10 protein-coding genes and 1 pseudogene are annotated in these 12,683 nt (G+C 69.3%); 4 read left to right on the forward strand and 7 right to left on the reverse strand.

Annotated features, from left to right (window positions below):
• Positions 1–49 precede the first annotated feature (49 nt).
• Entirely contained in the window at positions 50–1,117 is a 1,068-nt protein-coding gene (locus OG410_RS41030; protein WP_329303823.1) for a LysR family transcriptional regulator, read from the reverse strand.
• Positions 1,118–1,234: 117 nt separating this feature from the next.
• Here OG410_RS41030 and OG410_RS41035 point away from each other — a divergent pair, with 117 nt between their 5' ends.
• Complete coding sequence (locus OG410_RS41035) at positions 1,235–1,906, forward strand: FMN-dependent NADH-azoreductase (protein WP_329303824.1); 672 nt, start codon at positions 1,235–1,237, stop codon at positions 1,904–1,906.
• A 30-nt stretch (positions 1,907–1,936) separates the two neighbouring features.
• Here OG410_RS41035 and OG410_RS41040 read toward each other — a convergent pair whose 3' ends face one another.
• The 4 genes and pseudogenes from OG410_RS41040 to OG410_RS41060 all read right to left on the reverse strand — a co-directional run bounded on the left by OG410_RS41040 (position 1,937) and on the right by OG410_RS41060 (position 7,163).
• The gene (locus tag OG410_RS41040; protein WP_329303825.1) at positions 1,937–3,259 is read right to left on the reverse strand and encodes an FAD-binding oxidoreductase; all 1,323 of its coding nucleotides are present in this window, start codon (positions 3,257–3,259) and stop codon (positions 1,937–1,939) included.
• Entirely contained in the window at positions 3,256–3,639 is a 384-nt protein-coding gene (locus OG410_RS41045; RefSeq protein WP_329303826.1) for a TetR/AcrR family transcriptional regulator, read from the reverse strand. Before OG410_RS41045 ends, OG410_RS41040 begins: the two co-directional genes overlap by 4 nt.
• Before the next feature lie 7 nt (positions 3,640–3,646).
• Positions 3,647–4,451, reverse strand: a pseudogene (locus OG410_RS41050) (IS630 family transposase); the annotation flags it as partial.
• 912 nt (positions 4,452–5,363) lie between these two features.
• Positions 5,364–7,163 (reverse strand): S8 family peptidase, encoded by a 1,800-nt coding sequence (locus tag OG410_RS41060; RefSeq protein WP_329303827.1) that lies wholly within the window; start codon positions 7,161–7,163, stop codon positions 5,364–5,366.
• 683 nt (positions 7,164–7,846) lie between these two features.
• On the opposite strand from OG410_RS41060, the gene OG410_RS41065 reads away from it, so the two are divergent.
• The gene (locus tag OG410_RS41065; RefSeq protein WP_329303828.1) at positions 7,847–8,761 is read left to right on the forward strand and encodes a transposase family protein; all 915 of its coding nucleotides are present in this window, start codon (positions 7,847–7,849) and stop codon (positions 8,759–8,761) included.
• Between the two features lie 255 nt (positions 8,762–9,016).
• On the opposite strand, the gene OG410_RS41070 is transcribed toward OG410_RS41065, so the two are convergent.
• Entirely contained in the window at positions 9,017–9,631 is a 615-nt protein-coding gene (locus OG410_RS41070; protein ID WP_329303829.1) for a hypothetical protein, read from the reverse strand.
• Positions 9,632–9,859: 228 nt separating this feature from the next.
• On the opposite strand from OG410_RS41070, the gene OG410_RS41075 reads away from it, so the two are divergent.
• The gene (locus OG410_RS41075) at positions 9,860–10,471 is read left to right on the forward strand and encodes a hypothetical protein (RefSeq protein ID WP_329303830.1); all 612 of its coding nucleotides are present in this window, start codon (positions 9,860–9,862) and stop codon (positions 10,469–10,471) included.
• Here OG410_RS41075 and OG410_RS41080 read toward each other — a convergent pair whose 3' ends face one another.
• Positions 10,472–11,389 (reverse strand): LysR family transcriptional regulator, encoded by a 918-nt coding sequence (locus tag OG410_RS41080; RefSeq protein ID WP_329303831.1) that lies wholly within the window; start codon positions 11,387–11,389, stop codon positions 10,472–10,474.
• Positions 11,390–11,489: 100 nt separating this feature from the next.
• Here OG410_RS41080 and OG410_RS41085 point away from each other — a divergent pair, with 100 nt between their 5' ends.
• Positions 11,490–12,512: an NADP-dependent oxidoreductase gene (locus tag OG410_RS41085; RefSeq protein ID WP_329303832.1), complete on the forward strand. Its 1,023-nt coding sequence runs from the start codon at positions 11,490–11,492 to the stop codon at positions 12,510–12,512.
• The last annotated feature ends 171 nt before the right edge of the window (positions 12,513–12,683 follow it).

The raw sequence follows: 12,683 nt of genomic DNA on the forward strand, positions 1-12,683 counted from the left end.
CTGGTCGGCCGGCGCGGAGGCAGTCGTCAGCCGGCGGCTGACGAGGCCCTCATGCCGTGGGCCGAGGAGCTTCCTCGGCCGCCGACAGGCGCGACTCGTCCGCTGCGGGTCGGGGGTGCCGGCCGGCCTCGCCTCGGTACAGCTCGTCGGCCCCCAGCGGGTGGAGCTCGTCTGTCGAGGGGTGGCGGATCGGGCCCGCCGAGGATCGACGCAGTTCGTCGGCCGCCTCCCGTACGGCCGGCAGCAGGGCCGCCACCGGCGGGCTGTCCAGGGCGCCCTCGCGCACCACGAGGGTGATCCGGCGGATGGGCCGGATCCTCTTCAGAGCGATGCGGGCGACCGGATGCCCCGGCCGCTCGGGCACCAGGTCGGGGACGAGCGCGACGCCCCAGCCCAGCGAGACCAGCCCGAACACGGCCTGCATGTCCCCGATGTCGGAGACGATGTCGGGGACGAAACCGGCGTCGGCGCACAGATGCAGGACCAGCTGCCCGAGCCTGGACGTCCGGTCCAGCAGCCACGGCTGCTCCGCGAACTCGGCGAGGTCACGTGGCCCCTCGCTCCGGGCGAGCGGGTGACCGGGCGCGATGGCCAGGCGGATGCGGTCGCTGATTACCTCCTCCTCGTACAGCCCCGGCACCCGCGGCTCGGGCACCTGCGGGTAGCCGGAGGCCAGGACGGCGTCGAGACGCCCCAGCCGGACCGTCTGCCGGCCCTCGTCGGGATCGACGCCGTGCAGGGTGATGCGCAGTTCCGGATGACGTGCGCGCAACCGGTTCAACGCCGGCACCAGCAGAGCCGGCCCCTCGTGCAGCGGTACGCCCACCCGCAGCTCGCCGGTGACCTTGCCGTCTCGGGCGAGCAACTGCGCCTCCGCAGCCTCAAGTTGGGCGAGGACGCGCTCAGTGTGAGCCACCAGCAGTCGTCCGGCGGCGGTGAGTTCGGCCCGTTTGCTGCCGCGGTCCAGCAGCGCGGCGCCGGTCTCCGACTCCAGGGCGGACAGCTGCTGGGAGACCGCGGAACGCGTGTAGTTGAGTGCCTGCGCGGCCGCGGCGATCGAGCCCCGGGCCCCCACCTCGCGCAGCAGCACCAGTTTCCGTACGTCCAGCACCGTCATCCTCGCTAACGCTTCTGGTTAAGAAGTATCACGCCAGATTACGAGACAACGGTCCTGGCGGCGACTTCAATGGAGATCGACTCCTCCAACGCGCCAACCGGACAAGGGACTTCCGCCATGCCCACACTGCTCCATCTCGACTCCAGCCCCCGCCAGGGCTCGGTCTCCCGCCAGATCTCGGGCGAGTTCGCGGAGGCCTGGCGCAAGACCAACCCCGACGGCAGTTACGTCTACCGTGACCTGGCCGCCGACCCCGTACCGCACGTCGACCACGCGCAGATCGAGGTCATGCACCGCCTGGAGGCGGAGGGCGTGCGCGACCTCGAGGCGGCCCGCGAGGCGGCGCGGACGCCCGAGGAGGCGGCGAGCTGGGCGGTGACCTGGCCGCTGATCGAGGAGCTCCTCGCGGCCGACACGATCCTGCTCGGCGTGCCGATGTACAACTTCTCGGTGCCGTCCACGTTCAAGGCGTGGTTCGACCGCGTCCTGATCGCGCCGCTGATCGCCGACCCGGCCACCGGCCAGGGCCCGCTCTCCGGCAAGAGGGTCGTCGTGGCCTCCGCGCGCGGCGGCGCCTACGGGCCGGGCACGCCCCGCCACGACTTCGACCACCAGGAGCCGTATCTGAAGGCGGCGCTCAGCATGGTGGGCCTCGCCTCCGACCTGACGTTCCTGCACGCGGAGCTGACCAAGTCGGCGCACGTGCCCCGGCTCCTCCAGTTCAAGGAGATGGCGGCCACGTCGTACCAGGCGGCGATCGACGGCGCCCGCACGCACGGCGAGGCCTGACAGCCCCCGGTAAGTCCCCGGAAACCGCTCTCAGCGCAGCGGGAAGTTGCGGTCGAAGACGTTTTCCGGGTCGTACCGCGTCTTGAGCGCGCGCAGCCGGGTCAGGGCCGGCTCGGGGAACGCCTCGGCGAGGACCTCGGGGGAGCGGCGGGTGTCGAAGCTGAGGTACATGCCGTTCACCTCCGCGGCGAGCCGTGCCCAGTGGGCGTCGAGGGAGCGCACCCGTTCGGGCACGGTCGCGGAGAGCAGCTGGAAGTTCTGGGTGCGGTGGGCGTAGGCGGTGGCCGATGGACTGATGTCGTTGACCGCGCCGCCCACCGAACGGAACTGCCCCATCAGTACCTGCCCGGACACCAGCGCGTCCGCGAGGGAGCGGGCGGTGTGCGTGGAGACGCGGTCGAGCAGTCCGGAGCGGGTGGCGCCCAGGCCCTGCCCGTGGTGCGGGGCGCCGCCGACCGGCATCAGCGCCGGGTACGGGGCGAGCACCGCCTCCTGGCGCAGCAGCGGGCCCAGGCCCAGCAGGGGAGTCAACACCCGCTGGGCGGCGTCCGGTCGGTCTCCTGCGTAGACCGCGGCGACGTGGGCCATGGCCGGGCGGCCCGGTGCGGCGGGCATGAGGGTGAGGAAGCTCGTGAGCTCGCGGGGCGCGGCATCGAGGACGGCTCCCCACTCCTCGACGAGCGACGCGGTGTCCCGCGCGTCGAAGACCAGGTTGGCGAAAACGACATCGCCGGTCTCGGACGCCTCCAGCTCCACCGCCGTTACGACGCCGAAGTTGCCGCCCGCGCCCCGGACCGCCCAGAACAGGTCGGGGTGGTGCTCCGCGTCGGCGCGGACGAAAGTGCCGTCGGCCAGGACTATTTCGACGGCCGTCACATGGTCGATGGTCAGCCCGTCCCGCCGCGCGAACCAGCCCATGCCGCCCGCGGTGACCAGCCCGCCCACGCCCACGTCGCCGGTGTCTCCGGAGCTGATGGCGAGCCCGTGCGGGGCGAGGATCTGCGCAACCCTTCCCCAGCGGGCACCCGCGCCGATCCGGACCCGGCGTCGCGTCCGGTCCAGCACCGCGACGTCGTCGAGGCGGGAGACGTCAACGACGACACCGCCGTCGTTGGTCGACCGTCCGCTGATGCCGTGCCCGCCGCTGCGCACGGACACCACTGTGCCCCTGGTGCGGGCGTACGCCAGTGCCACGGCCGTCTCCTCCACGCTCTCGGGGAAGATCACCGTGGCCGGGGCGCCCCGGTGCACGTATCCGTGGCGCACCCGCTCGTAGCGGGCGTCGGACGGCAGGACCGTCCGGCCGGTGAGGGACGGGGGTAACGCGACGTGGGTGAAGCTCTGTTCCGTCATGACGGGGAGGTCCCTTCGGAGGACTCAGGAGGACCGACGGGCTCGAGGAGGCACCGGAGAGTGCGCGTCAGGTACGCCACGAGCCGCTCCGGCATGGTCTCGGGCGGGCCGGGCAGCAGTTCGGGCAGGTCTCGGGGTGGTCCGGGCACGGCCGCGAGGAACAGCCGCTCCTTCGAGCCGAAGTGCCGCATGACCAGACCGTGAGTGACACCGGCCCGCCCGGCGATCTTCCGGATGATGGTACGGGTGTAGCCCCGCTCGGCGAACGCGGCCCACGCCGCCTCCGGAATCGCCTCGCGGTGGGCCTCGGGGGCGCGGACGCGTTTCCTGACTACGGCAGGGGCGCCGGGAGGTTCCTTACTGATCCTCTTAACGTACATCTGGTCATTACTGAGGTTGCGGCCGTGGTGTCGTCAAGGTGAGGCCGGTTTCGGCGAGGCATCCGTCGATGAGATTGCTGCGGTACTGGATCTGGCGGAGACCGTGCCGGAGCGTGCGCATGAGGTGGTCTGGGTCGGTGAAGGCGGTGTTTGCCTGGCTGCTGCGTCGCAGTAGTGACCAGATGCCCTCGACGGGGTTGAGGTCGGGTGCGTAGCCGGCAGGAAGTAGCGGCTGATCCAGTCGTGGGTGTCGATGAACTGCCGCATTCGGCGGTCCTTGTGGACATTGAGGTTGTCCCGGACGAGCACGATGGGTGCGCCGAGTTGCTGGTGGGCGTCGATGAGGAGATCGCGGTAGTCGGTCCAGGTGAAGCTGCGTCTGCCGCCCCGTTTGTGATCGACGTGGCGTTTGGGCCGGTAGGTCAGGCGTGTGCGTTCGCCGTGCTTGTAGCAGGCGAGCGCGGCGATGGAGATGCGGCGCTGGAAGCGTCCGCGCACCCGGATGACGGGTGTGTGTCCGCGCCTGGCCCAGGTGCGGGTGGTGGGCGGCGTCATCGGGAAGCCGGCCTCGTCTTCGAAGCAGAGCCAGGCCCCGAGCGCCGCCACGGTGCTTCCACCTGGGGTCAGGTCTCCTTCACCCAGCCGGTGACGGCTTTTTCGTTGCGCTCCAGTGCGCGGCGGGCGGGGACCTGGTGGCTGAAGCCGTGCCGGTGCAGCATCTGCGCGATGGCCGACAGCGTCATGCTCTTGTGGAACCGGTGCCCGATCAGCGTCTTGATCCGCGACAGCGTCCAGGTCTGGTCCGGCCAGCCGCCCCGGCGACAACACGCCTCAAAGGTCAGTAACGCACGGGCGCCAGCGGCCTCCACCGCGGCAAGGAGGCCGGCATCTGGACTGGAATAGAGCTGCTCGGAGGGCTGCGCTATTACAGGGCCCGGCTCGCGTGCACGGAACGCGAAGAGCAACAAGAAACATACTCCATCCAGCAATAGCTGGACATTTGCGCCCCCAGCGGAAAATTCCGGACACCAATATAGAAGTTCGGAGTCGGTGCCGCAGCGGATCGGCAAACCCTATATTTCTCGTAGATCATGCGTGATTCCCGAAGCATCTTGCGTGTCATATCCCGCGATGGTCCCAGAGAATGGGCCCGGCCGAGTTCGAGCCGTTCCCAGGGCCGCCTCCCCATCAGCCGGAGCCGTCGAGTTCTTCACGAGAGTGAGGGTCCCTGAGCAGGGCTGGGGCCACGTACGGCTGATGGGGTGGTGCGCCCGCGAGCGCTTCCATCAGGTCGCCGGGTGATCCTGCCGCGGCTCGATGCCGCCGGACAGACCTTCGGGGGCGCCGGTCAGACCCTCGGCCGCGCCCTCTGCGCCGCCGCGCGGGTGTCAGCAGGTCGAATCGGCCGGCACTCCTCGGGGCCGCGGCGCGCGCAGCCGTGTCCGCGCTGCCCGTACGGTCAGCGCGGACACGGCCCTGCAGCTCCTCAGGGAGGCGCACGGTGAGCTGGACGCCGGCCCCAGGCCGTTCGCGGCCTTCCTGGACGTCTCCGGCATAGGGGCCCCGACCGCGGCGTTCACCGCTGCCGAGGCCCATATGCCCTCTGCCGCCCAGCAGTTCGCAGCCCTGGCCGAACAGACCGCAGCCCGCCTTGTCCGTGGCCGCGGGCAAGGAGCTGTCGCCGGCGCAGTGCGTGTTGTACGCGGGTGTTGCCGGGCCCTGAGCTAGAAGGTCAGGTTCCAGGCGTCGATCTTGCCTGTGTCGGAGGCGGCGTTGTCGTTGACGCGCAGCTTCCAGGTGCCGTTCGCGGCCTCCGAGGAGGCGTTTACGGTGTAGGTCTGGGCGATGTTGTCGGCGCTGCCGCCGGCGTGGTTGTGCAGCGTGTAGACGGTGCCGTCCGGCGCCACCAGGTCGACCTTCAGGTCACCGATGTAGGTGTGCTTGATGTCCACACCCACCTTGAGGGTGGCCGGGGCGTTGCCGGTCACGCCGGTTATGGCGATCGGGCTCTCCACGGTCGCGTTGTCGTTGATGGCGAAGTCCGCGAGGTTCTCGAAGTACTTGCCGGGCGGCGGGGTGGTCCCGACGGCCTTGAGAGCGTCGACTTGTCCTTCGCCGAAGAACGAATTGTTGGCCGTCGTGCCCGTGCAGCGGCTGTCCGCGGGGCAGGCGATGTCGTTGGCCTGGGCGGCCAGCTTGGCGCGGATCTGCGCCGGGGTGATGCCCGGGTTGGCGCTGGCGATGAGTGCCGCCACGCCGACCACGTGCGGGGTGGCCATCGAGGTGCCGCTCTTGCTGCCGTAGCCGCCGCCGGGGACGGTGGAGTACACGCTGCTGCCCGGCGCCGCAACGTCGATGACGCCCTGCCCGTAGTTGGAGAACGAGGCCTTGGTGACACCCGTGCCGTTGGCCGCGACCGTGACCACGCCCGGCAGCTCGGTCGGGATGTCGAGGCAGGCGTTGGTGATCGTGCGGGTTACCGGCGTCGAGTCGTTCGGGCTCGCGGAGTCGGTCGTCTTGTGGGCGAGGTCGTAGTTCTCGTTGCCCGCGGCGGCGATCTGGAGGGAGCCCTTGCCCTCGGCGTACTCCTGGGCGCGCTTGACGCCCTCGATGATGGCGGCCTGGTCGATGTTGTCCGGGCAGTTGAACTGCCACGGGTCCGTGTAGTAGCTGTTATTGGTGACCTTGAAGCCGTGGTCACCGGCCCAGACGAAGCCGCAGATGGTGTTCTCGGCGAAGAAGAAGGAGTTGCCCGGCTCAGCGACCCGGACCGCGGAGATCTTCACGCCGGGGGCCACGCCGACGACGCCCTTGCCGTTCTTGGCCGCGGCGATGGTGCCCGCTACGTGGGTGCCGTGCGTGTCGACGTCCCGCCAGGCGCCGACACGGGTGTCGGGCTTGCCGTAGGCGCAGGAGACCGAGTCGGCCGCGTTGAAGTTGGGCGCCAGGTCCTGGTGCTGGTCGTCCACACCGGTGTCCAGGATGCCGACCGTGACGGAGGCGGAGCCCGGGTTCACGGCCCAGGCCTGGTCGGCCTTGATCTGGCTCATGTCGGCCCGGACCGGTTCTCCGGCCGGGGTCGAGGCCTGGGCCGGATTGGCCGGGAGCGCCGGGTTGTAGGCGTCGGCCGGGACGTCCGAGGTGCGCGTGGCGCCGACCTGCTGCACGCCGGCGACGCCGCGCATGGTGGCGGCGAATTCGCTGGACGCCGAGTGGGCGACGATCACGCCGATGGCGTCGAAGTTCGAGAAGACGGTGCCGCCGTTGGCCGCGATCGCGGAGCGGACCGCCGAACTGTCACCGGGGGCGGTGATCACGAGGTAGGCACGCGTGCCGGCCGCCCAGGTCGCACTCTGGGAAGCCGGCACGGCGGCCGGAGCGTGGGCCTTGGCGGCCGGCGTGGTGGAGGGGCCGACGGGGAGCGTGCCCGCGAGGGCGCCCGGGGCGCCGAACGCGAGGGCGGCGCCGAGCGTGGCCGCCAGGACCAGCGTGCGTCTAGTCCGGCTGGATGTGTGGGGTATCAATGCGTCCTCCGGAGACGGCCCGGCCGTGCTGAGGGCACCGGCGGGGCCGTACGAAACGAGTGGTGGATGCAAGATGTCAGGCGCGTGCTCCCGTACGGAAGTACCTTTCCGTGCAGGAGCGTTATAGGGGAATGGCTGAAAAGAGACACACTCCGGGCATCGGGGGGTCGGGATCCACCGGGAGCTCGGCGACGTCGACCGCGCCCTGGCGTACGCCGCCGACCTGGTGCCGGCCGTACTGCCCGCACCAGAGCGCCGGACCCGCGCGGCGACCGACACCGCCCGCGCCCTGGTGGCCGTCGGCGACGTGCCAGCTACATCCGTCCAGCTGCAACTCGTGGAGCGGACCGCGCCGCGGCCTCATCTGCCGGCGGCGTCTCGACAGGCCCGAATCGTGAGGGTTCAGAAGGGGAGCGGTTCGGCGTCCAGTGACTCCGTGTATCCCGGGGCCCACCGCCCGGGGACGGTCTCGCAGATCGCCTCCAAGTCGGCCCTGGACGTGCAGCCATGGCGCGCTAGCGGGTGTCGGCAAAAGCCCAGGGGGCTGGGAGCTGGAGACAACGGACGGCCTCCTGGCGTCTCCTGTCGGGAGCCCGATCGTTGTCCGGGGTGAAGTGCCGGGCCAGAGAGGGCTTACGAGTTGGTGCGTGATAGCGGGTGGGCATGCTCTGCTGGTGAGGGGCATGGTCGATCGGGCGGTGTTGGCGCATCCGTTGTTCACGGGCATATCGATGGTGCATCTGGCGTCGCTGGTTGAGGAGTTGGCCCGTCCCTGGGCAGCTGCGGCGGAGGGCCGCCGGGGGCGAGTGCGTGGTGGAGTGCGAAGGCTTGCGCCTGGTGCGGGTGCTCAGTACCGGCTGGTGTTCGTGGACCGACTGGTGGTCACCCTGATCCACCTGCGGCACGATCTGCCGCACGCGGTTCTGGGTGTGCTGTTCGGTGTCGATCGCTCGACGGTCACCCGGGCTGTCGGTGAGGTGCGCCGATTGCCGGCGGAGCGGGGCCTCGCTGTTCCTGACCGTCCTGGCCTGCGGCTTCGAACGCTGGAGGATGTGTTCTCTTATGCCCGGGTCGAGGGCGTCGAGCTGCGGCTGGACGCCACCGGGATCCAGGTTCGACGGCCGGCCGCGGGCCGGGGTGGCAGGCGGGCATTCGTGTCGAGCAAGAAGAAGCAGAACACGATGAAGGCAACTGTCATCGCCGACCACCAGGGCCGCACCCTGTGGGCCGATGGCCTGCGGCCGGGACGCATGCACGATGCGACCGTGGCACGTGTTGCGGGTATCACCAGTTGCTTCCACCACTTCGACCTGGTCGAAGTGTTACTCGACGACGGTTACCTGGGCCTGAGCCGTGACCATCCTGGTCAGGTACTCACCCCGCCCAGAAAGCCGCGGCCCGGAGCACTGCCTGGCAGAGTCGAACAATGGGAACACGATCGGCACGACCACTCATCCGACCGCATCACCGTCGAGCACGCCCTGGCTGATCACAAACGCTGGAAGCAACTGATGCGCTGGACCCACCGCCGGGATCGCCTGTCCGACACCTACCGAGCCATCGCAAGCCTTGTCTCCGACCGCACCGCCATGACCTGAAAGTGACCGTGAGCAGGGCAAACACGCCTCACCCGCTATCACGCACCAACTCGTAAGCCACTGCTACGCAACTATCGTCGTTCGGGTCTGCCGCACTGGTCATCCTCCACATCGAGCACGACCGCACCACGTGACAACTATCCGTAGTCAAAACCTTGCGCGGAATGGGCCAGTAGCCCCGTGCGCACAACGGCTCGCCATACGATCCGCCGTCATCAGAGACGGCCTTGGTTCGACACCTGAACTTGTGCCAAGTCACCGGCTTTCTGGGATGTCGGTCGGCCATACCGCTTCTAGGCCGTGGTCGGTGGCGTAGAACAGGTATGGCCGCAACTCGGGGGCGTATTCCAGGTCGCGGCGCAGCGCGTACAAATGAGCCGACCTCGCCGCCAGGAACGGTTGGGTAGCGAGCAGGCCCCTGAGATCCCCGAACCGCCAATCCACAGCCAGCAGCTTCCTTGCCCGTACCAGCAGCTGAACTCCATCGACCGGAATCCTGCCTACATAGACGTCGGCGGTTGGCGACAGTTCTGGCTCCGGGTCGGGAGGCAGGGCGAAACCGGAACGCAACCACACCTCGAACACCGGGGCAGCAACATCGAGGTCGACTTCGCCGAGACCGCCCAGGTCGGCCCAAAACACCGGGCCGCCGCCGTCGTCGCACCTGAGGAAGAATCCCCGATCGCCTTCTTGGCCGATCATGAGGTAGCCCGTGAGCCACTCGCCGATGCCGTAGGTCGTGTTGCGCTCCAGCAGGGATTCCAGGCAGTACATGACCACTCCATCGGCGACGGCGTCGTCGGTGACCGACGCCAACCATCGCTGGTAAGCGGCATCCGTCCGGGAAATGAGTTGCTCGACCATCTCCACCGCCGGCTCCTACCTGTCATCACCAGGCGCGGGCACGCCTGCACCGGCTAGCCCCAACCCGACATCCCAGAATCCAACACCGTAGCCCGAACCGCACCGCAGGAGTCATCATTAAGGCTGCCGCTGGACGCCGTATCCGTTCCCGCCGATGTTCCGGAACCGCTGGTCACCGAGTGGCGATGGCGGGCGGCCAAGCACCTTCAGGGCGCCATCGCCGCCGAGGAGAAAATGGGCAAGGAAGGCCGAGCAGGCGAGGTTCTGGCCCAGGTCACCGAGATGGCCACCCGGCTGCTGCCGACGAAGGAGGAGGTCGGGCGCACGACGGCCAACGACGGGGCGCTGCGGCTCCTGGCCCAGGCCCACTGGGCGGAGGGCTGGCTCCACCAGCTCACCGGGCGCGCAGCCCGATGGGTGGACAAGGACGCCCTGGAGAAAATGGCCTGGCTTCTGAGCGAGACCCTCGCCGACTGGTCGCAGCGTGCCGCCGAGGCCATCGCCGCCGACCGGGCCAAAGGACATGGGCCGCCCGCCACCGCCGAAGTCACCCGGGTCCTGACCCGGGTCGTGCTCTCCTTCAAGGACGAGCTGGTGCGCGACAGCCCGCTGGCGCCCTTCGCTCGCGCCTGCAGGGAACTACGGCTGCCCGTGGTCCCGGACGGTAAGGGCCGCTACGGCCGGGTGGACGTGGTGATCTGGGTGCCCGGCGGGCCGAACTTCGTGATCGAGATCGACTCCGCGCCGAACCCGGGTTCTGCCGAGAAGCTCGCCTTCGCCCTCCTCACCGTAACCGGCCGGGTCAACCTGGCCGCAGCCGTCGACCACTACCGGTCACCGACCTGATCAAGTCTCGACGCTGAGAAGGCTCACCCCCTGGGGGACCGTGGTCCGCAGTTCTCTCACCAAGGCGCGCACGACGGCGGATCTGGCCAGTTCGAAGGTGGTGACATAGCCGACCTGGCGTGTCGGACGCTTGGGGCCGAGATCGGTGACCGCGACCGAGTTCGGTGCTCCGACCAAGGAGAGCGCAGGCATGATCGCCATTCCGTGGCCTCCGCTCACCAAGGAGAGCACCGCTCCGTCGTCCTCGGCCTCGACGGTCGCCGTCGGGATCCAGTCCTGTGCAGCCCACCAGTCGCGGGTGTACGAGCCACAGTTTTCGGCCCAGTCGATCAGCGGCAGCGAACGCGGGGCGACGTGATTCACCACGTGTACCAGAGCATACGGATCCTCAAAGAGTCCGCCGGCGACCAGTCCCGGGAGAATCGGCCCGGACCCACCCAGCGTGGCGATGCCTATATCGGCCTTTCCGTCGGCCACTTCGCCTGCGGTTCCGCGCCCTACCTCGCGTACGATCCGCACCCGCGGCTCAATCCCGGGATGCCGGGCGCGCAGCCGCTGAAGGACGGTCGGCAGCAGGTGGAGAGCCGCGCTGCGGAAGGCCGAGATCCGCAGCGGTCCCTCCGCAGCGTCGGACCGGGCCGCACTGCGCGCCTCGGCGATCAGGACGTCCAGCAGGCGCAGGATGCGGCGGGCGTGCGCCACGGCCTTCTCCCCGGCAGGGGTGGGGCGGGCGCCGGTGCGGCCGCGTTCGAAGAGCACGGCACCGATCTTGCGCTCGCTGCCGCGAACCGAGTGGGAGACCGCGGACTGAGTCAGACCGAGTGTCTCGGCCGCGGCCGAGAAGCCGCCGGTATCCGCGACCGTCAGCAGGACGCGCAGTTCATGCGGGGCGAGATCGGAGTCGGTCGCGCGGGCCACGGGGTGCTCACCTCAACGTATGAGAACTGCTCATGGAACGGGGTGTTGCATGAGCCCAACGAGCTGCCCACCAGGGGTATTCCCTTCCTACGGTCCGGTCATGAACGAGACCGCGCTCACCGTGCACCAGACCGCCCGCCCTCACGGCTTTCCCGGTGCCAAGCACTTCGCCTTCGTCGAGTCCATGCTTCCCGACCCCGCAGCAGGCAGCGCGCTGGTGGAAAACCTCTACTGGTCCGTCGACCCCTATCACCGCGAGTTGATGGACGACGTGCCCGGCGGCTTCGCACTCGGCGCACCGCTGGAGGGCCGTACCATCGGGCGGATCATCGCCTCGCGTACGCCTCGTCTGGCCGAGGGCGAGATCGTGTTCCACCGGCAGGGCTGGCGCACGCACGCAGTGGTCGCGCCCGAGGAGATCCGGCAGCTGCCCCGCTTCGACAGAGTGCCTCTGACCGCATACTTGAGCATCCTCGGTGGCACAGGCCTGACCGCCTACGTGGGCCTGACCCGGATTGCCCGGCTCCAGGAGGGCGAGGACCTTTTCGTGTCGGCCGCCGCGGGCGGGGTCGGCACTGCGACCGGGAGGTTCGCCCGGCTGCTCGGCGCCGGACGTCTCGTAGGCAGCGCAGGCTCGGCGGCAAAGGTTGACCATCTCACGCGGGAGGTCGGCTATGACGCTGTCTTCAACTACCACGACGGCCCGGCCGCCGAACTGCTCGGCAAGGCCGCACCGGACGGCATCGACCTGTTCGTCGACAACGTCGGCGGTGAGCAGCTGGCCGCAGCGGTGGGAGCACTGCGAGAGTTCGGGCGCATCGTCCGCATCGGCACGATCAGCCAGTACAACACTCCCGACGCGCCACCGCCGCGCTTCAACTACGCGGACATCGTCGAGAAGAGCATCCGCCTGGAGGGCTTCTTGGTCAGCAACCATCGAGATATGCAAGAGGAGTTGTACGAGTTCGCGGTACCGCATCTGCAGAGCGGCCGACTCGCTCTGGACGAGACGGTGGTCGACGGGTTCGAGCACATCGTGGACGCGTTCCTGGGAATGCTGAGCGGCCAGAACACCGGCAAGATCATCGTGCGAGACCGCGCGCAAGCCTCTTCCGCAAACTGACACCGCCGGCGCCTCCGCACTCTTCCCTCTCCGTCCAGGCCCAAGGCGGGCCCGGCCATCCTCAGGGGAACCGGCCGCGCAACGGGCGATTAGCCTCCGGCGTCGAGGCACTGCCGAGCACGGCGAACACACAGGACCCCCGGCACGTCCCGGGGCGGCTGCTGCGCCGCC

Source organism: Streptomyces sp. NBC_00659 (assembly GCF_036226925.1).
Lineage (GTDB): Bacteria > Actinomycetota > Actinomycetes > Streptomycetales > Streptomycetaceae > Streptomyces.

Bases quoted from the DNA above. Each gene is read 5' to 3' on its own strand.
- OG410_RS41085 (WP_329303832.1), top strand. From the start codon at position 11,490: ATGAACGAGACCGCGCTCACCGTGCACCAGACCGCCCGCCCTCACGGC.
- OG410_RS41065 (WP_329303828.1), top strand. From the start codon at position 7,847: ATGGTCGATCGGGCGGTGTTGGCGCATCCGTTGTTCACGGGCATATCG.
- OG410_RS41030 (WP_329303823.1), bottom strand. From the start codon at position 1,117: ATGACGGTGCTGGACGTACGGAAACTGGTGCTGCTGCGCGAGGTGGGG.
- OG410_RS41035 (WP_329303824.1), top strand. From the start codon at position 1,235: ATGCCCACACTGCTCCATCTCGACTCCAGCCCCCGCCAGGGCTCGGTC.
- OG410_RS41075 (WP_329303830.1), top strand. From the start codon at position 9,860: ATGGGCAAGGAAGGCCGAGCAGGCGAGGTTCTGGCCCAGGTCACCGAG.
- OG410_RS41040 (WP_329303825.1), bottom strand. From the start codon at position 3,259: ATGACGGAACAGAGCTTCACCCACGTCGCGTTACCCCCGTCCCTCACC.
- OG410_RS41045 (WP_329303826.1), bottom strand. From the start codon at position 3,639: ATGTACGTTAAGAGGATCAGTAAGGAACCTCCCGGCGCCCCTGCCGTA.